Source organism: Enterococcus sp. HY326 (genome assembly GCF_026157065.1).
In the GTDB taxonomy this organism is placed as follows: domain Bacteria; phylum Bacillota; class Bacilli; order Lactobacillales; family Enterococcaceae; genus HY326.
In genome coordinates this window covers 1-15977 of the sequence record NZ_JANLGQ010000012.1, presented here as the reverse complement: position 1 = coordinate 15977, position 15977 = coordinate 1, and the positions used below count along the sequence as shown (strand labels likewise).

28 protein-coding genes are annotated in these 15977 nt (G+C 37.3%); 5 read left to right on the top strand and 23 right to left on the bottom strand.

All coding sequences use genetic code 11. The annotated features are described in order from the left end of the window. Positions 1 to 32: 32 nt before the first annotated feature. The 10 genes from ORH16_RS18155 to ORH16_RS18110 form a co-directional block, all read right to left on the bottom strand. Positions 33 to 1838, bottom strand: coding sequence for a terminase large subunit (locus ORH16_RS18155; RefSeq protein WP_265460335.1), 1806 nt, complete (start codon positions 1836 to 1838; stop codon positions 33 to 35). After that, entirely contained in the window at positions 1839 to 2201 is a 363-nt protein-coding gene (locus ORH16_RS18150) for a P27 family phage terminase small subunit (protein WP_265460334.1), read from the bottom strand. 93 nt (positions 2202 to 2294) lie between these two features. Further along, complete coding sequence (locus ORH16_RS18145; protein WP_265460333.1) at positions 2295 to 2600, bottom strand: HNH endonuclease; 306 nt, start codon at positions 2598 to 2600, stop codon at positions 2295 to 2297. A 150-nt stretch (positions 2601 to 2750) separates the two neighbouring features. Next, entirely contained in the window at positions 2751 to 2939 is a 189-nt protein-coding gene (locus tag ORH16_RS18140; protein ID WP_265460332.1) for a hypothetical protein, read from the bottom strand. A gap of 1 nt (position 2940) precedes the next feature. Beyond that, on the bottom strand, positions 2941 to 3111 hold the full coding sequence (locus ORH16_RS18135; protein ID WP_265460331.1) for a hypothetical protein: 171 nt from the start codon (positions 3109 to 3111) through the stop codon (positions 2941 to 2943). A 362-nt stretch (positions 3112 to 3473) separates the two neighbouring features. Continuing rightward, positions 3474 to 4226, bottom strand: a complete 753-nt coding sequence (locus ORH16_RS18130; RefSeq protein WP_265460330.1) for a phage tail tip lysozyme — start codon at positions 4224 to 4226, stop codon at positions 3474 to 3476. A gap of 171 nt (positions 4227 to 4397) precedes the next feature. Beyond that, complete coding sequence (locus ORH16_RS18125; RefSeq protein WP_265460329.1) at positions 4398 to 4814, bottom strand: ArpU family phage packaging/lysis transcriptional regulator; 417 nt, start codon at positions 4812 to 4814, stop codon at positions 4398 to 4400. 80 nt (positions 4815 to 4894) lie between these two features. Continuing rightward, positions 4895 to 5086, bottom strand: coding sequence for a hypothetical protein (locus tag ORH16_RS18120; protein ID WP_265460328.1), 192 nt, complete (start codon positions 5084 to 5086; stop codon positions 4895 to 4897). Further along, positions 5083 to 5250, bottom strand: a complete 168-nt coding sequence (locus ORH16_RS18115) for a hypothetical protein (RefSeq protein WP_265460327.1) — start codon at positions 5248 to 5250, stop codon at positions 5083 to 5085. Before ORH16_RS18115 ends, ORH16_RS18120 begins: the two co-directional genes overlap by 4 nt. 52 nt (positions 5251 to 5302) lie before the next feature. Beyond that, positions 5303 to 5545 (bottom strand): hypothetical protein, encoded by a 243-nt coding sequence (locus ORH16_RS18110; protein WP_265460326.1) that lies wholly within the window; start codon positions 5543 to 5545, stop codon positions 5303 to 5305. Positions 5546 to 5796: 251 nt separating this feature from the next. On the opposite strand from ORH16_RS18110, the gene ORH16_RS18105 reads away from it, so the two are divergent. After that, positions 5797 to 6294, top strand: coding sequence for an SHOCT domain-containing protein (locus ORH16_RS18105; RefSeq protein WP_265460325.1), 498 nt, complete (start codon positions 5797 to 5799; stop codon positions 6292 to 6294). A gap of 119 nt (positions 6295 to 6413) precedes the next feature. Here the strand turns inward: ORH16_RS18105 and ORH16_RS18100 are convergent, their stop codons facing one another. The 7 genes from ORH16_RS18100 to ORH16_RS18070 all read right to left on the bottom strand — a co-directional run bounded on the left by ORH16_RS18100 (position 6414) and on the right by ORH16_RS18070 (position 10114). Beyond that, positions 6414 to 6707 carry a hypothetical protein gene (locus ORH16_RS18100; RefSeq protein WP_265460323.1) on the bottom strand — a complete coding sequence of 98 codons (294 nt, stop codon included), beginning with the start codon at positions 6705 to 6707 and terminating at the stop codon, positions 6414 to 6416. Next, positions 6694 to 7557 carry a DnaD domain protein gene (locus tag ORH16_RS18095; protein ID WP_265460321.1) on the bottom strand — a complete coding sequence of 288 codons (864 nt, stop codon included), beginning with the start codon at positions 7555 to 7557 and terminating at the stop codon, positions 6694 to 6696. Before ORH16_RS18095 ends, ORH16_RS18100 begins: the two co-directional genes overlap by 14 nt. A 16-nt stretch (positions 7558 to 7573) precedes the next feature. After that, a complete protein-coding gene (locus tag ORH16_RS18090; RefSeq protein WP_265460319.1) occupies positions 7574 to 8368 on the bottom strand; it encodes a PD-(D/E)XK nuclease-like domain-containing protein in 795 nt (264 codons plus the stop codon). Then, the gene (locus tag ORH16_RS18085) at positions 8340 to 9251 is read right to left on the bottom strand and encodes a hypothetical protein (RefSeq protein ID WP_265460317.1); all 912 of its coding nucleotides are present in this window, start codon (positions 9249 to 9251) and stop codon (positions 8340 to 8342) included. Before ORH16_RS18085 ends, ORH16_RS18090 begins: the two co-directional genes overlap by 29 nt. Before the next feature lie 17 nt (positions 9252 to 9268). Beyond that, positions 9269 to 9598 (bottom strand): hypothetical protein, encoded by a 330-nt coding sequence (locus tag ORH16_RS18080; RefSeq protein ID WP_265460315.1) that lies wholly within the window; start codon positions 9596 to 9598, stop codon positions 9269 to 9271. Between the two features lie 86 nt (positions 9599 to 9684). Further along, positions 9685 to 9906, bottom strand: a complete 222-nt coding sequence (locus ORH16_RS18075; protein ID WP_265460313.1) for a hypothetical protein — start codon at positions 9904 to 9906, stop codon at positions 9685 to 9687. A 70-nt stretch (positions 9907 to 9976) separates the two neighbouring features. Further along, positions 9977 to 10114 (bottom strand): hypothetical protein, encoded by a 138-nt coding sequence (locus tag ORH16_RS18070; RefSeq protein ID WP_265460311.1) that lies wholly within the window; start codon positions 10112 to 10114, stop codon positions 9977 to 9979. Positions 10115 to 10191: 77 nt separating this feature from the next. On the opposite strand from ORH16_RS18070, the gene ORH16_RS18065 reads away from it, so the two are divergent. Continuing rightward, positions 10192 to 10614 carry a hypothetical protein gene (locus ORH16_RS18065; RefSeq protein ID WP_265460309.1) on the top strand — a complete coding sequence of 141 codons (423 nt, stop codon included), beginning with the start codon at positions 10192 to 10194 and terminating at the stop codon, positions 10612 to 10614. On the opposite strand, the gene ORH16_RS18060 is transcribed toward ORH16_RS18065, so the two are convergent. The 6 genes from ORH16_RS18060 to ORH16_RS18035 all read right to left on the bottom strand — a co-directional run bounded on the left by ORH16_RS18060 (position 10589) and on the right by ORH16_RS18035 (position 12843). Beyond that, a complete protein-coding gene (locus ORH16_RS18060) occupies positions 10589 to 10792 on the bottom strand; it encodes a hypothetical protein (RefSeq protein ID WP_265460307.1) in 204 nt (67 codons plus the stop codon). The two genes, ORH16_RS18065 and ORH16_RS18060, sit on opposite strands and share 26 nt — an antisense overlap. Positions 10793 to 10805: 13 nt before the next feature. Beyond that, positions 10806 to 10970: a hypothetical protein gene (locus ORH16_RS18055; RefSeq protein WP_265460305.1), complete on the bottom strand. Its 165-nt coding sequence runs from the start codon at positions 10968 to 10970 to the stop codon at positions 10806 to 10808. 2 nt (positions 10971 to 10972) lie between these two features. After that, complete coding sequence (locus ORH16_RS18050; RefSeq protein WP_265460303.1) at positions 10973 to 11164, bottom strand: hypothetical protein; 192 nt, start codon at positions 11162 to 11164, stop codon at positions 10973 to 10975. Beyond that, entirely contained in the window at positions 11164 to 11697 is a 534-nt protein-coding gene (locus ORH16_RS18045; protein ID WP_265460301.1) for an ORF6C domain-containing protein, read from the bottom strand. The genes ORH16_RS18050 and ORH16_RS18045 overlap by 1 nt, the downstream gene beginning before the upstream one ends. Next, positions 11682 to 12557, bottom strand: a complete 876-nt coding sequence (locus ORH16_RS18040; protein WP_265460300.1) for a DUF3102 domain-containing protein — start codon at positions 12555 to 12557, stop codon at positions 11682 to 11684. Before ORH16_RS18040 ends, ORH16_RS18045 begins: the two co-directional genes overlap by 16 nt. 67 nt (positions 12558 to 12624) lie before the next feature. After that, positions 12625 to 12843: an XRE family transcriptional regulator gene (locus ORH16_RS18035; protein ID WP_265460298.1), complete on the bottom strand. Its 219-nt coding sequence runs from the start codon at positions 12841 to 12843 to the stop codon at positions 12625 to 12627. 172 nt (positions 12844 to 13015) lie between these two features. Here ORH16_RS18035 and ORH16_RS18030 point away from each other — a divergent pair, with 172 nt between their 5' ends. The 3 genes from ORH16_RS18030 (at position 13016) to ORH16_RS18020 (ending at position 15825) form a co-directional block, all read left to right on the top strand. Continuing rightward, complete coding sequence (locus ORH16_RS18030; protein ID WP_265460352.1) at positions 13016 to 13672, top strand: LexA family protein; 657 nt, start codon at positions 13016 to 13018, stop codon at positions 13670 to 13672. 77 nt (positions 13673 to 13749) lie between these two features. Next, complete coding sequence (locus tag ORH16_RS18025) at positions 13750 to 14331, top strand: DUF4352 domain-containing protein (RefSeq protein ID WP_265460296.1); 582 nt, start codon at positions 13750 to 13752, stop codon at positions 14329 to 14331. A gap of 102 nt (positions 14332 to 14433) precedes the next feature. Next, on the top strand, positions 14434 to 15825 hold the full coding sequence (locus tag ORH16_RS18020; RefSeq protein WP_265460295.1) for a recombinase family protein: 1392 nt from the start codon (positions 14434 to 14436) through the stop codon (positions 15823 to 15825). The last annotated feature ends 152 nt before the right edge of the window (positions 15826 to 15977 follow it).

Here is a 15977-nt window from a genome sequence, read left to right as displayed (position 1 = left end):
TTCACCTCCTTCAAGATAGTGCGGAATAGAGCTTAAATTCCAAACGCTTCTCTCGTTTGCTTGGTTTCACCACCTTCAAGACTAGCGACACAGGCAAACACGCTTGCATCAAACAAATCAATTCGTTGATTGGGCAATACCTTTTCAAATTGAATCATGTCGTCTGTCTTTTCTATGGCTTTTACGTTCGACACGCAATACTCATAAGCTCGACTGTGCAGATAATAGAACTCTGCATTTTTAGTTTTGACCTCAATATGTCGAAAGCCTTCTGATTTTCGAGTAAATACCTGCGGAGCATCTCGCATTTTGAACTTCGCTTTTTTCATTTTTAAGAAAAACTCACGACCAAATTTTTTGTCAAAGTGTACTTCTTTTATTTTGAATCCTGATTCACGCATAGATATAAACCACTTCACGATGTCGTCATATAATACCGTTGGTGTATTACTTAAAGTCGCCCATCCCTCTTCTGACCACTCAAACAATGGGATATTATCAACTTCGGCCTTTTCGATTGCACCAGCACGAGGGAAGAACGCATGAGTTATCGCAATATCGATATTGCTTATCCGTTCGTTGCCTTCAGAATCTTTGTGTTTATAATCTCTGAGTGTGCCGTACAAAGCGCCCGCCGTTAAATCATGGAGTTTGGACAAATCGGCCCCTCCATACCAACTAACCGGAAGTTTGGTTAACTCCTTTATTGTCCAGTTAAACTGCCCATCCGAATATTTAAACTCATCAATATCAAAATAAGCATTTTCTGCAGTTGTAAAGATATTCAACGTTTTATTTAAAAATTCCGATTTTAACTGCGGTTCCATCATTGCTTGTTCAGCGTCACTTATCAACTCGTCAAGTGTTGTCGTTTCGTTTAGTGAAGGTGTGACGGATTCTAAAACTTGCGGATCATCAAGCGTAGTTACTTCATGGGTAACTGGATTTAGGAGGTTCCCTTTTTTGTCCTGCTCAGCCATACAAAGATAGATAAAATAATTATCGTAAGTATTGCTAACTATTTGACCGTCTAAAACCTTTTTAAGGGTTTGAATACGTTGAGCCAAGAAACCATTTGCGACATCGCCGGCAGTTGAAATACCGATTAACAATTTATTTCGATAGGCTTTCATCGCATTTTTCATTAACGTGTATTTTTTTGCACCTGCTCGTTTCCAAGAATGAATCTCGTCCAAAATCAGACAATTACAGTTAAATGAGTCTAATTTATCTTCTTGGTTGGCTTTTGCAATTACCTCGACGCTATTATCTCCAAAATTAGCCAAAATAGAATGTTCCTGATTATTATCACGAATCCTCAACTTAGGTAACTCTTCCCTTAAAAACTCTACGTTATACGTTAGGAAACCAAAAGATTCTTTCGTTTGGTCTATCGAATTAGCCAAGATATATACTTTACTTCCTGAACTTCTATCAAGAATAGACTTAGCCCATGCTAATGAGGTAGCAAAAGCAGTTTTACCTTGTTTTCGAGGTAAAAAAATAAGCGCTTCGTTAAAACGCCTGATGTTTGTACCTTTGGTAAAAAAACCAAATAGATTCACAATAATAAATTTTTCCCAAAGTAATAGCTTTAAAGGTTGGCCGTTTAAATCTTCGCCTTTTAGGTTTTGACCTTGTTTGTGTTTGATTGTCCCTTCAATTAGACCAATAACAAAATCGAATTGTTCTTGTTTGAAATCCCATTTTTTCGATTTTAAATCATCTAAAAAGCGTTGCGCAGCTTGAACACGCTCAATATTTACTAACGACTTTCCTTTGACTATGTCTTCAGCATACTTCTTAACTGCCTTGAAGTGCGGGCTAGCGAGTTTCATCTAACCACTTCCGCTCTGATTGAGAAATTGAGCAAGCGTGGATTGCTTAGAAGGTCCCTTCTTTGCGACAGAGACGTTTGTTTTTGGATTCAACATCAGCTTGTCAGAATAGACCCCAATATCTTTTCTTAAGGCTTCTAAGGTTGCGAGAATCGGGCTTTTTTTACCATCTGATTTTTCAGTTTCTATCATGACTTGATACCCTGATTCTTCAAACTCGTTGGTTAAATAATTATATTGATGCAACATATCCACAAACACGTCAATCAGTTGTGTATATTGAACTTTGTAGACACCTAGCTCTTTCATTCTCTTAACAGTTCGCCGTTTAATTGTGTCTTTTGATGGTAAAAGTTTACTCAAATTCTCACCTACTTTCTTAGCGGAAAAAATATTTCTGAATGTCCCGTAAATTTGGAAACAGCTAACCTGCCCGTTCCTTTTTTTAAATTTAAATTATTTTGTTTGAAGGGGGGGATATAATTTTTCAAACTCAGCTTTTCTTTTGGTTTGCCACTCAATTCCCAATTGTGTTGGTTTATCGGTTAAGCGATTGTGCATCTTGTTATGACAGTCATTACATAAGCTAATGAGGTTCCAATTAACTAATGCTAATGCCGGATAATCTTCATAAAAATATATATGATGAACAGTCTTAGCTTCCTTAGTTTTGAAGTATCGTTTGCAGTTACAGCATTCGTACTTATCTCTGCGCAATATGTTTTCACGCTTTCTCTTCCAACGTGTTGATTTGTATAACAAAGACGCAGCCTCCCTCCACTATTGAATACATAGTATAATCAATACTAAAACAAAGTAGCTCTATCCCTTGTGGTGCTTAGGATTGAGCTACTCTAATTGAATCTATTAAACTACCTGTTTTGTACAAAATAAAAACAGCCACGAGGGCTGCTAATTAATGTATACTCCTATTAATGTCAGTAACATACCGAATACAAAAAGGACTAGCAATGGATACTTTAATTTGCTGTCGGTCACTTCAAAATCTCCGATATTCCATTTGCCAATCAAAAGCACAACACACATCAACAATTGAAACGCAAAGAGGACTCCGCTTAAAAATATAGCACTATTAGTCATCCTAACCCCTCCGCTTTAATCTTCGTAAGAATGAACGTTTCTTTTTCGACTGTTCAATCTTCCAGTCCTTATACGAAACTTCGACTTCCGCTAAGAGATATCTTATGAATTTATCAATATCATTTCTAGTATTGATATCTTGGTGTTCAATTTGCCCAGCTACTATTTTCATCCTAATCCCTCCAATTAATCGGCCATCGAAAATGTAGGTTTCTGGCCATAATAAAAAGACCGCCGAAGCAATCTATATGTACTGGAGATAGCTTAGATTAAAGACATTAAATGTTCTTGAACTATCTCCGACAAGCTGTTTCCGCACCCTGTTTATTTTTTATAGTAACCAAAGTCGCTGATGCACAATCTTGGCTACTGTAATCAGTTATCAGTCGCACCGACGAACGCTTTAACTAGTATGTAGTAATTGAGATTCCGTGGCTGATAACTGATTTGTGAGCCTTAAACATTCATCTAACATGTAGCGGTATAAATACTATTTTGTATATATACACTAGAAAACATTTCTCTGATTAAAAATTATCCCAAAATGCCAGCTACTGGCTTTTGACCAGAAATCTGCTCAAGTCGTGTATACCAAGGTAAATTGCCGTTAAAGACATATTCAGGCATGTCTTTTCCATTATTGTCTTTATAAATTCTTTTCAAAATTACAATTTCATCTCCGTGCGCTATATATTTTGCACTAGTACCATCAAAATAGTACCCATCACTTGAACCTTTACCGTTTGGTCTCCAATAAATACATTGCATAGTTGTTTCTCCTTTCGAAGTTTCACCTGAACTTCCTTTTAATAGTTGATAAATACTATCTGCTGCTTCAATTCTTAATGCAACATGTGCTAAATCAACTCTTGGCCTTTCCCAATGAGCGCAAAAGTTTGCTGCTGCTGCCGTAGTGCTGCCTGACTGCTTAAATTGATCAAGTGATTGTCGACTAACAACAGTCGAATGATAGGCAGTATTACCAACAGTTGACCACTGACCCGTTTTATCACCTTGGGCAATGATTTTTGCCTGTCCTGCTACAGTTTCTGCTTCAGCATTTGATATTCCTAAAAGGCTTGCTTGCGAATAAAGGTTGCTTTTAGGTGTCCATTGTCCTAATCCGTATCCGCCGCCACCATTTTCGTTAACATTTGGATTGAGAGAAGATTCCGCATACAGATTTCCGATTAGGCCTGCAGCTGAATTATCATTATAGCCAAATTGTTTTAAAATACCCCAGATTACTTTTGCCGTACTAAGCTGATTTGTAGTAAAATTTACCATTGTTTAACCTCCTTCCTCAATTTTTATTCAAAATAATTACTAGGTTCTAATCGTTTACTAAAATACATTAAAATTAGATTTTATAGATTATTTTGATACTACTATCTTACCCTGTAAATCCGTACTGAAACCGCCAACTTTCCGCCAAAAAACCGCCAAAATTATTGTTGGTCATCTGAACTCTATCAATTTCCCATTTCTATATGCCTCGGCAAATTCAACCAGCGCTTCACCTTTCATCCGCTCAATACTTCTTTCAGAATACCCAACGTCTCTGCCAATTGCGTAATTAGACATGCTATCGGGTGCACAGAACGTTGAATAAAGTATTTGCCTGCTAGTTAACCCTAACGACATTAAAGCGGCTAAGATTGCATTACGTTCAGCCTCAGCGTCTACATGTTGTAGCATTGCTTCTTCGACCCTATTCCCGTAGCTATCGCTTCTTGGCATATCTGTAATAATTGGTGACTTGATATCAAATGACGATCGTCCGGATATCCTATCGAGCCTACGGTAGTTTTTCAACACTCTTTTAGCATTCATTTTAGTTTGTCGTATATCTATTTCTCTAAATAAAGTAACCAAGCAATCCCGCCCCTTTTTTGGTATAATAAATTGACGGATTCACTAGCTAAGCGGGAGCTTGGCTTTTTTTGTTATAAAAATTATATTCGCATATTTCTTGCAACAGAAACTAATGCTGCACCGATTCCTTCCATGATGTTTGAAAAAGCATTGTTTATTACTTTCAAAACTTCTACTGGATTGTAATTCTCGTATTGGCTTCTGTATTTAAGCAACATAGACTGCCGTTGCTGTGATTTTAGTTTAGCAACCCTACGGTGTCGGTTATTCATAAATTCCTCTCCTTAATTTTATTTGCTGTGTCTTTGACCTTCTCCAATGCATTTTCGTACTCCGGCACCATATCTCCACGAAGTTCATAAAAACAAACCTCATTTACATAATCTAGTGCCTCAGCCAGCGCTAACCATTCTACTGCTGTTAATTCGTTTTTCATTCATATCATCCTCTCTTAGTCTGCAAAAGGGGGGGTTAGCCACTTGGAATACTTACGACCAACGCCCATCCCATTTGTCTAAAATACTGATAAACGAAGCAATATACCGTGAATAATCACTGATAAAAGGTGTAAGAATCCATTTTTGATGGTAGGTATAGGCCACAACTCTATAATGTTCCGTAGAAATAATATTGGGCTGACCTGTGTCGTTCCAACCAATCACCAATTCAGGAAATGCTTTTTCGATACGCTCTTTAATTTCATAAATTGTTAATTTGGTTTTAGCTGCCATCATTTTCACCATTAGTCATAACATAAAGTAACCCTTCCAAAATATCTTTAGCCTCCTGTTTGCTCAGATTGCCCTTGTAACTAGTTACCAAGTAAGAGAATCGTTCAAGTAGATTGTCGCTAAACTATGGGGTGAGTAAATGGATTAATTTTTTTCTACTATTTTCTCTGCCACGACTCATATATTTTTCTAGAATTAATAGAGACTTGAATGTATACTTTTAATTAGTAAATATAAAAGGTGGGTAATAAATGAAAAAAGAATCTTCTACAGCAAGAACTCTTGGCTACATTGCATGGGGTTTACAATGGATTGCTTTTGTCGGTCTGATTATGGTTATGAATCAACTGGACAATATGACTTATTTTAGTCGGTATGAGTATGGCTTTAGTACCGGAGAAACTGCATTTGATGGACAATATGCTGCACTTGCTTTTGTAATCCTATTTACAATGGGTATTTTAATATTGGGTCAAATTATCAACATTATTTTTATTAGAAAAATTGGAAAATCGAAACCAGCTTCAATATATTTCATAATCTATGGAATTTTATGTTTCATTTCTTTAGCTGGTATACTTTTCATCATTGCTGGTTATTTAGGTCTAAAAGAATACGATAAGAATTCAACAATAACCGCTACATCTTCAACGGATTCCTTCGAAAAAATAGAAAATTTATATAAACAAGGAATTTTAGATGCTGAAGAATATAAAGAAGCAAAACAAAAACTAATAGATAAATTATGATAACTAACTGCTGCCATTTCATGGTAGCTTTTCTTTTTTCTTTCTTAGTGGGCTAAACCCCACGTTAATCTATTTGCCTCACGAAACTTTTGCCAAGCTCTAAACTTTATTTCTCGCATTTAATTTCCTTCTTTCTTCTCCAGCTTGTTAATCAGACCCACCGCAAACGTTCTGTTTTCGTCATAGGTCCTTTGAAACAAATCTTCTAACTCCCACGGCTTGTTTTTCATGCTCCAAATTGTCATGAAATACATCCAGAAATACTTGTTGAAACACTTCTTGCCTTGCTCGTCATTGTCTAATCCGCCGTTAAGAATGTGTTCTTTGAACTGGTCAACTGCAATCTGGCAAAATTCTGCAATCTCAGTTGTTAACAGCGAATTAAGTTTTTTAACCAAATCAAAGTTGCTCATTCGCCTCACGCTCCCTAATCATTCTTGAGATTTCCTCGTCACTAGGCAGCTCACGAACCGGCGGCTTGCTTAGTTCTTTTGGCTCTACACGGCGTTTACCGTAATTAGAGTTAAAAGATTTATTTTTAGTTTGACGTGAAGCTTGGTATTGCTTAACTTGCTCCACGGTTTTTACGTTCGCTTGTTCCCATTCTTTCAAAGCAGATGTTAAAAAACTAATTGCATTATTTTTTGGAACGTCTTTAGTGCCAGCAATCTTAACCGCTTCGTTTACAAGCTCATCGGAATATGTCAATATCAGCTCCTCAAGGTCTTGTTGTTGAAAAGCATTAGGGAAATTCCAAAGTTTTTGGAAAGATGCCACAGCATGCCAGATTTTTTGTTGATTATCTTTCGAGTTATATTTTTCAATATCTGCAGCTGCATCTATTTGTTTAGTATTGTATTGTATTGTATTGTCTATTAATGTGTTCGGACTGTTAACCGTAGTGCTGTTCGGAGTGTTAACCGCCGTGTTAACCGCCGTGTTGTTCGGAGTGCCGTTCAATATGGTTATCACAAACTCATTGGTTAACTCAGGTAGACAATATTTTGGCGCCCGATTCGAGCCTCTTTTTTTATAAATGACGATGCCTTTATCGACTAACTGTTTTCGCGCTCGTTGCATTCCGCTTTGAGAAAGCCCGGACAGACCTTGCAATTCAGAAGCTGTTACAGTAAAGAACTCTGACCAATAAAGAGAGTTGTTCTTTTGCAATAAGCTAAGATACAACATTCTTGATTGTGTTGTGAGCTCAAGACTCGCAGCGATTCTGAAAAAAGTGTTTGTCTCGTTTATTAGGTTTTTCAAATTAGAGTGCTCCTTTCTACCTATTTAGTAAATCTTCTATCTCAATAAACCCCCTGAGTTGTTTATGACCTCGACAATACTCACATTTTCCGCACATCGTAGGCTTTTCTTCCCCATATTTCACTGCCAAAATTCGAGGCAACTCTTTTTCTAAAAGAGCTAGTTCAAATTCAAATCGAGTTGGATGGATTTCTATTCCAGCTATATCAGGAGGCGATTCCTTAGTTACTGCAAAGATATAAGGCGTTACTTCTTTGTCGTAAACTTGTTCCAACAAAGCTTTATACACGCCCATCTGCAAGACATAGCCGTATTCTTCTACAAACGAAACGTAGGATCGGTACTTTGTAGACCAATAACGTTGAGAAAGGCTTCGTGTCGTTTTCAAATCAACAAAATAACCTTTCGCTTCATTAAAACAATCAATACGAGCTTTCCAATCAGTGCCTAAAAATGAACCAGTCAGAATAAGCTCTTTTTGTCCTTGATACACAAAGTTAAAGAAATTATCATATTCGAGCGCTTCAATCATATCCGTTGCTTGAATAAATTCGGCCCGTTCACTTCCGTCTCTTTTTAAAATAGAATTACGATTCTCGCTGATAAATTCCTCGTGAGCTTCGTTTGATTCAAAATAGGAATGAACATAATTTCCGACTAATAATGCTACGGGATTCGAAGTGGGTTGCCACTCTTCCTTTAGTTTTGCCAAAGCTGCGGCTTCACACTTTTGAAAGTCTTTGAATTGACTGACTGACATGTACTGCCAGTCAGCTTCGTTACTATAATAATTCTGTTTGTTCAGTTTCATCTGGCTCATCTACTTTCGACTTGACAGTTTTAATTCCAGCGGGCTTTTCCTCTTTTTTTGAGGCACTCTCAAATTCTTTTTCTAAGTCGTTAGATTCTGGCTGTTTCTTTGAAGAAGGTTCTTTGAAGAAATCAGCCACTTTACCTACCCCGTCTTTCAAACTGTTGTAAATATTTCCCATTTCAATAATATTGCGCTCGGTAAACGAATCATATTTTCTTCCAAATCGTTCTTCTAGCATTTCTTGATTTACGTCAAAGTTTTCGAACAGTTGAAGGATTTTTGCTAATCGGTCTTGTAAAGGCTCGTTATTCTGATTATTCAAAGTCTTATCCGCTTCCTCTAACGCCTTTTCAAAGATGTCGGCTGGGATAACTTCCATAATTGCAGCTCTTAAACGTCTGGCCCCATAGTTAGCTACTAACTCATAAATATCTCGTGGATCGGTCACTTTATTAATGCTGTTTCCTTTTTTTCTGGTATGAGATACTTTGAAAGTTTTTTCAACGAACACGTTTGTTTCCAAATCCCACGCATAAGCTTGCGCTAATGATTCGCCTGGAGTCTGTTCCAATTCTCGAACGCCGTAAGTCATATTTCCCCAATTCTGAGCCACGATCTCAGCCAATCTAATAGAAGGACCTGTTATTGTCATGCCTCCACGTGGATAAGAATAGGCTGCTTGTTTAGCTGCTGTTGGACGTTTCATTGCATCAACAATGCGATTCATAGCTTGGAATTGATTCCGTGGGTACTGCTTCGCCATAAATATCTGGCCTTTTACACGTTCCATTTCTTTGCTAGATTCGCTAGAGGCAACTACGGAAGGTGCTATATTTTCTGATTGCTGCATTGCAAATTCATTTGCTAAATTATTCGTCATTTCAATTCCTCCATTTTCTATAACCCGTATTCTTTCAATCTTGATTGGATAAACTCCTTGCCATAGCCGATAAAAACAATATGAGTTAAGTCGCTTGCACCGTAATTGTCTATGGCATCCATTAAGTCATAATCTGTGACGGTCACAGTGAAATCTTTATCAAATAGCTTTGAGAATGTTAATTCAAATACTCCTGACATTTCTTCGATGAGAACATTAAAATCATCATGTGTTGCTTTATGATATAGATTATTTTGTTTATCAATATTAAACTCATAAGCTTCATCTTCTTTAGGAGGTAGCTGTCTAGCTCCTAAAGAGTCAAACTCTGTAATGGGATAATGCATTGCAAAATCTCCCTTCTGCTGTTAAACTTAAACCAAATAATAATTCTTTTGGACACGATTTTGCTTGCCGGCTATCGTGTCTTTTTTTAATAATTTTCATATTCCCATTCCAATAAAACATCATCGTCAATGCGCTTCACCTCTACACCAGCATCCATTAGTTCATCCTCAAAGTCTGCGTCAAAACCAATTGCTGAAATTTTAATATGATGTTTTGTTTCGGCTGCGGCTTTCAAAATCAATCCACGTATTTCTTCCTGATAACCTTGTTTCATAGTGTCTTGAATTATTTCATTCGTTAAAATCATTTATCAAAACTCCCTTCTTCTTTGACAATCTGCTTGTACATCTTGAGCCATTCTCTATACGCTTTTAGCACTATCTAAGCACCGCCCAAGCTGAGAAAGCCAATAAGAGGATATTTAGCATAAACGACACATAACAGAGCGCCTGTAACTGTCGCATCTTCTTTTTAGGTGTTGTTGCATACAATCTAGCTAATAACTTTTTTTCCATGTAGTCGGATTCCTCCTTTGGTATAATTTCCTTATCAGCAAGTGGTCTGCTGAAATAACTGATAAGGTGGTGAAATAATGAATATTGATAAATCATCTCTATATTTGTATTGTTTCGAAATGTTATTCGGTGATGATTTTAAGCAAAAACAAGTTGTCTTCTATTTTAAAAATCACTATGTGACTGCAAATTTTTACAAATCAAATCCCTTTGAACAAAATGCGCATGACATTGAATTTAGAAAAAGCTTTTTTAATACCTTTTTGAATGACGATCCGTTTAAAGACAAAAGAAATCTGTTAAAACAAGATTTGATAGGCACGATGAAAAAGTTTGAAAACTTTGTTACTAAATGCAAAATAGAAGTGTCTAGTATTGAATCTTCTATAAAAGATGTTGAATTCCTAGATATCAAAGGTTTGAAATTTCCTTTTTTAAGAACTGATAGCAAAGATGTCTTCGAGCCTGTTTCAATCATTTTTGATGAAATTCTGGACTAAATTTTTGCAATTTGTTTAATATCTCATTAAGCTCAGCCATTTTTAGCTGGGCTTTTTTGATTTCATCGATTAAATCTTGCCCATTGGTGAGAACCAAGGTTACGTTAGGTAACTCATATTTTGTTTCGTTGTCAATAAGATTGGTTTTTATAACTGTTGGTTTATTGTTTTGTTCCATCCTGTCGTCCTCCTTATGTTGATTTATTGGCTACTTTATCCGACTTATCAACAGTGATAATTTTGCTTGAGATTTCCAGCAGTCGTTCGCAGATTTCATCCGGGAATTTCCAATCGGGCGGCAATAACTCACCTGTGGTAGCTGAACGGCACTCGAGTGTGATTTTTTCCTTTGCCATGGTTATTCCTCCTTTTTATTTTCCAAGTACAAATCGCTCATACCTAGTAAATCTGCTATGTTATATAAGCCTTCTTGAAATAATTCCTGTAAATCTTCAACACTTGTGCTGCGCCCGCCAGTTGTTATTTCGCTCGCTTCAGCAAGTTCAATCAATTCTGATAGCGCATCTCTCACGTTGTCATACTCGTTCATTATTTCCCCTCCAATTCCAACACTTTCAAAATGCTTGGTGTTGGCTCTAAATCCTTGCCGCTAAAACTTACATAAGACAAACTTTTTAGATACTCTGTAGCTTCTTCATAGTTCACACGTTCGATCGATGTATACCGTGCCACATTCATTCGTACTTTCAATTTTGAGTGCATCCGGCGGACAAACAACCCTTTCCAAGCTTTGAATAGATTTTCGCTAAAGGATTGCTGTAACGTCTGTTCATGTTTCCGTGTAAATGTGACAGCCATCCGGTGAATAAGTGACACGATTTCATGCTGTTCTTCATACGTGATTGTGACTTGTGCGCTCATTTTTTCGTACAACGATTTGCTTTCTGCCACATGCGTCTCCATTTCACTTTTTAGGCCAATCATTTCTGCCTTGATGCCGTCCATTTCTTCTAAAACTCGGACTAAAATTTCACCTTGCTGCCCTTGCGTTTTTAGTGTGTGAATAAGCGCTACGGTTGTTTTCTGGTCTTTTCCACCTTGTGCAATTAATCGATTATCCATGTTACTTCCCCTCCGATTTCTTTCTTGATTTCGTTCAGTAGGTTCTCTACCCGCTTAATACCTTCATTAAGCTTTGCTTTTGTTTCTGGACTAGCGCCAGTTATAGCTTGAGAATCGTACACAGTGACGGCCTGCTCTTTGACAAATTCGTTCAGGTTGAGAATGAGCTTATGAACGCTTATATCTGCGTCACGCTGTAATCTTTTTAATTGAGCTTGTTCGAGTTCGTCATTTTCCATTGTTCGTTTGGCTTGTAACGCTCGTTTTGATTCCTCAGCTTCAAGCTTCAATCGTTCCTGTTCGTTCTTCAATGATTGATTCTCTTTAGCGAAACCATCAACTAGCGCCGCAGCTTCTTGCAACTCGTAGTAATCTTCTGGAACAGTCTCAACTGTAACCTCTTTTACAATAGGATCTGGCGGCTGTCCGCTCATTTGGTTGATGACCTCAGACAAGTTTTCTATTTGCTCGTCTTTTCGCTTGAGTTGTTTTTTTAACTCTTCCAGCTCACGAACGGTCATTTTGTCAGGAGTTTTAACTTCCCCTTTAGATGTTTCATGTTCTTTGAACCGTTCTTCTTCTGGAAGCGTGGTGATAAGATAGAGCGCACGATTTCCTAAATGTTGCCACGTGTCAACATTCGGTAATTCCTTGGCAACTTTCATAAATCTGAACGCCTCAGTTCTATCCGTTCCTGTTGAATTAACCCAGTCAAGGAATTTACCGTGAGCCAAGTCATTTTCTTTCACATGATTCAAACGTCTGCCAATCTCCCATATTGAATGACCAGCAATTTGTTTATAAGAATTGATTTCAGCGGATATAACGTTCAGGTCATTAGATAGGGATAAGTCGTTCATGTTGCACCTCCTTTTGTTTCTATATTTTTGATTGAATTTTGCAGTGCTATCCGGCCTGCGTATCTTTTTAAGATACAAATTGGCTAAAAAAAATATTATCTACTTGTTTAGCATCCAAACCATATCTTTCCTTGATTAATTTGATTTCTGATTGATTAAATCCAGCCCCATCTTTTTCGTTAATTTTTTTGGAAAGGGTCTGTTCTGATATACCCAAGTAATTAGCAAGTTTTCCTTGAGTTTCGTCATTGGAAATAAGCAAAATCCGAAGGCCTTTTTTGTTCATGAAAACCACCCCCTTTCATGTATCTTTTTAAGATACTTTCATAATACACTGTGATTTAATGGATGTCAACATTTTTTGTATCTTTTTTTTCAACATTTTAAAATAATATTGCATTAGCTGTAGTTTTATGCTACTTTTAAGATACAGGAAAGAGGTGAAAACATTGGAAACTATGGGCGAAAGAATAAAAAGGTTACGTTTGGAGAAAGGTTTGACTCAAGAAGAATTAGGAAATAGATTTGGATTGAAACGGGCCGCTATAAATAAATATGAAAAAGGCAACGTTGAAAATATGAAACGTTCTATTATAGAAGAAATGTCAAATTTCTTTCAAGTTAGCCCTAGCTATTTGATGGCTTTGGACGAGACGGAATCTTCTATAGAATCAATCTACAATAAGTTAGAACCACCTCGGCAAGCGAAAGTCTACTCTTTCGCTGAAGCTCAACTAAAACAGCAAAATAAAAAAGTTGTTCCTTTATATGGAGCAACAGCGGCTAACCCGATAGAACTTGCTTATGGCGATGTAGATTTAGATACAACAGTTGAAACTAGCGTGCCTGATAAAGCTGATTGCGCATTAGTTGTCAAAGGGAATTCGATGGAGCCTGAGTATCAAGACGGTGATATCGTCTTCTATAAAGCGCAACCGACTGTTGAAAATGGTGAAATGGCTATCGTTGAGATAGAAGGAACTGGCGTGACGTTGAAAAAGGTGTATATGAACTATGATGATAATAAAATTATCTTACGTTCATTGAATGATGATTACGATGATAGAGAGTTAGAACCCGAAAAGGTTCGTATTCTCGGTAAAGTCGTGAAATAAAAATACCCCAGCCGAAGTTGCACCTTCGGTTAGGGTTTTGGTTGTTGTGTAAATATATTATAACAGGAGGAAATAAAATGGCAAAGAAAATTAAGGGTGAAGACGGAAAGGTTTATAAAGTAAAAAAACCTTTCTACAAGAAAGTTTGGTTTTGGGTTTTAATCGTTATAGTTGTCGTAGCCATAGGCGGAGGATTGGGCGGTTCCAAAGGAACAAGCACTAATAAGAATGGCGGGACTAAAATCGAGTCTAGCTCAAGTGTAGGTTCCTCAGAATCTGAAACAAAAACAGTTGAATTTTATAACATTGGTGATACCGTCTCAGTTGGCGACGCTGAGTATACATTAAATAGTGTCGAACTGACAGATGAAAGAAATCAGTTTGATGAAACGAATCCGGCTGCAGTAGTCAAAATTACGTATACCATCAAAAACAATGGAGACTCTGATATACCTGTTGGATTGGACGTGGAAGTTTATGGCCCTGATGATAAGAAATCAGAAACTTACCCTAACGATAATACATTAGGATCCGTTGCACCAGGGAAGCAAATGGATTGCGTTGCAAACTTTGGCTTAAATGCAACGGGAGAAATTGAAATTTATTTCAGCCCGCTTGTTTCTTTTGAAGATGCAGCAGTATTCAAAGCTTCAGTTTAAATAAAAAACACGCCCTACCTGCGACAGTAAGAGCGTGCAATGTAAACAAATGGATAGATTCATTTACACTTTATATTTTACCAAAGAAAAGAGTTGATTGGAATGAAAAAAGCAGCTCTCTATATCAGAGTTTCAACGCCACAGCAAGAAAAAGAAGGCTACTCAATCGAGGCGCAAACTGAAAAGCTGAATGCCTATGCTAAAGCAAAAGACTATTCAGTATATAAAGTTTATACCGATTCAGCGCAATCAGGAGCCAAACTAGAACGCCCTGCCCTTCAACAAATGATTGAGGATATCGAAGATGGCAAGATTGACCTTGTTGTTGTATATAAATTAGACCGGTTATCACGTTCTCAAAAGAATACTATGTATTTGATTGAGGACGTTTTTCTTAAGAACAACGTGGATTTTGTCAGTATGCAAGAATCATTTGACACGACAACTAGTTTCGGACGAGCAATGATTGGTATTCTATCTGTATTCGCTCAACTAGAAAGAGACAACATCACGGAGCGTATGGGCATGGGTAAATTGGAGCGTGTCAAAAAAGGGCTTTATATGGGCGGTGGTAACGTTCCGTTTGGATATAGCTACAATGAGCAGACAAACGAGCTAATCATCAACGAGGAGCAAGCAGAGGCCGTTAGGCGTATGTTTGCACTGTACAACTTAGGGGAAAGCGTATATAACATTGTTGGAATGCTTAAAGAAGAGTTCCCACAGTTCAAAGATTCGTTTTCCAATACATCAGTTAGGAAACGTTTGTCCAGTGCCTATTATGTTGGCAAACAAAAATATGCTGGCAAAATATACAACGCACAGCACAAAGGAATCATATCTACTGCTGAGTTTGAAAAGGCACAATCGAACAAAGCTCAGCGACCACATGGGAACACGTTTAAGCGTTCCTACTTGTTATCCGGTCTACTTTACTGCGCACATTGTGGAAACCGCTACAGCGCTATGAAAAGCACCTCAAAATACAAAGGGCAGTCTTACACTAACTATTATTATCGTTGCAACTCGAAAGCATGGCGCTACAAAAACGAAAAAGGGCGCTCGTGTGGGAATAAATTATTCAAGTGTGAAGAATTAGAAAAATATGTAATTGAACAAGTAAGAGAATTTGCTAACTCTTATACTAGGCAAATTGAACGGCAAACGATCGATACTAAGCCAATCGAAAGAAAGATTATTGCGCTGAAAGTTAAAAAATCAAAGCTGTTGGATTTGTATTTGTCGGATAAGTTGGACGTTGAGTTGTATGATACGAAAAACGAAGAAATCGAAAACGCCATCAAGGCTTACGGCAATCAGTTGGAAAAATTGGGTATGAAGAAAACCAACGAGGAAATGCTGAGGAATGTTGAACAGATTAAAGCGATTGATTTTGAGAATGCGGACGTCGAAGAAATCAGAAAGATGTTGATATCATGCATTAGCAGAATTGAGTTAGACGGTGCGAAAGCGACTGTTTATTTTTATGATTAATTTTGTGAGTATATCACCAATCACTTGTATTATTGGTCTAATGGTCACAAAGTATAGTGACTATTCACCACCCCGCCACTTCTGGTAAAATAGCTGTGAGGTGAACTCTATGGACAAGTATACGGGATTGCTGACGAAGATTAGATTAATCA

Excerpts from the sequence above, each read along its gene's own strand:
- ORH16_RS18085 (WP_265460317.1), bottom strand. The coding sequence starts at position 9,251 with ATGACGAATAATTTAGCAAATGAATTTGCAATGCAGCAATCAGAAAAT.
- ORH16_RS18065 (WP_265460309.1), top strand. The coding sequence starts at position 10,192 with ATGAATATTGATAAATCATCTCTATATTTGTATTGTTTCGAAATGTTA.
- ORH16_RS18025 (WP_265460296.1), top strand. The coding sequence starts at position 13,750 with ATGGCAAAGAAAATTAAGGGTGAAGACGGAAAGGTTTATAAAGTAAAA.
- ORH16_RS18030 (WP_265460352.1), top strand. The coding sequence starts at position 13,016 with ATGGGCGAAAGAATAAAAAGGTTACGTTTGGAGAAAGGTTTGACTCAA.
- ORH16_RS18140 (WP_265460332.1), bottom strand. The coding sequence starts at position 2,939 with ATGACTAATAGTGCTATATTTTTAAGCGGAGTCCTCTTTGCGTTTCAA.
- ORH16_RS18130 (WP_265460330.1), bottom strand. The coding sequence starts at position 4,226 with ATGGTAAATTTTACTACAAATCAGCTTAGTACGGCAAAAGTAATCTGG.
- ORH16_RS18135 (WP_265460331.1), bottom strand. The coding sequence starts at position 3,111 with ATGAAAATAGTAGCTGGGCAAATTGAACACCAAGATATCAATACTAGA.
- ORH16_RS18080 (WP_265460315.1), bottom strand. The coding sequence starts at position 9,598 with ATGCATTATCCCATTACAGAGTTTGACTCTTTAGGAGCTAGACAGCTA.
- ORH16_RS18100 (WP_265460323.1), bottom strand. The coding sequence starts at position 6,707 with ATGAGCAACTTTGATTTGGTTAAAAAACTTAATTCGCTGTTAACAACT.
- ORH16_RS18035 (WP_265460298.1), bottom strand. The coding sequence starts at position 12,843 with ATGAACAAAAAAGGCCTTCGGATTTTGCTTATTTCCAATGACGAAACT.
- ORH16_RS18040 (WP_265460300.1), bottom strand. The coding sequence starts at position 12,557 with ATGAACGACTTATCCCTATCTAATGACCTGAACGTTATATCCGCTGAA.
- ORH16_RS18115 (WP_265460327.1), bottom strand. The coding sequence starts at position 5,250 with ATGAAAAACGAATTAACAGCAGTAGAATGGTTAGCGCTGGCTGAGGCA.
- ORH16_RS18090 (WP_265460319.1), bottom strand. The coding sequence starts at position 8,368 with ATGAAACTGAACAAACAGAATTATTATAGTAACGAAGCTGACTGGCAG.
- ORH16_RS18070 (WP_265460311.1), bottom strand. The coding sequence starts at position 10,114 with ATGGAAAAAAAGTTATTAGCTAGATTGTATGCAACAACACCTAAAAAG.
- ORH16_RS18055 (WP_265460305.1), bottom strand. The coding sequence starts at position 10,970 with ATGGCAAAGGAAAAAATCACACTCGAGTGCCGTTCAGCTACCACAGGT.
- ORH16_RS18110 (WP_265460326.1), bottom strand. The coding sequence starts at position 5,545 with ATGGCAGCTAAAACCAAATTAACAATTTATGAAATTAAAGAGCGTATC.
- ORH16_RS18050 (WP_265460303.1), bottom strand. The coding sequence starts at position 11,164 with ATGAACGAGTATGACAACGTGAGAGATGCGCTATCAGAATTGATTGAA.
- ORH16_RS18075 (WP_265460313.1), bottom strand. The coding sequence starts at position 9,906 with ATGATTTTAACGAATGAAATAATTCAAGACACTATGAAACAAGGTTAT.
- ORH16_RS18060 (WP_265460307.1), bottom strand. The coding sequence starts at position 10,792 with ATGGAACAAAACAATAAACCAACAGTTATAAAAACCAATCTTATTGAC.
- ORH16_RS18105 (WP_265460325.1), top strand. The coding sequence starts at position 5,797 with ATGAAAAAAGAATCTTCTACAGCAAGAACTCTTGGCTACATTGCATGG.
- ORH16_RS18120 (WP_265460328.1), bottom strand. The coding sequence starts at position 5,086 with ATGAATAACCGACACCGTAGGGTTGCTAAACTAAAATCACAGCAACGG.
- ORH16_RS18045 (WP_265460301.1), bottom strand. The coding sequence starts at position 11,697 with ATGGATAATCGATTAATTGCACAAGGTGGAAAAGACCAGAAAACAACC.
- ORH16_RS18155 (WP_265460335.1), bottom strand. The coding sequence starts at position 1,838 with ATGAAACTCGCTAGCCCGCACTTCAAGGCAGTTAAGAAGTATGCTGAA.
- ORH16_RS18020 (WP_265460295.1), top strand. The coding sequence starts at position 14,434 with ATGAAAAAAGCAGCTCTCTATATCAGAGTTTCAACGCCACAGCAAGAA.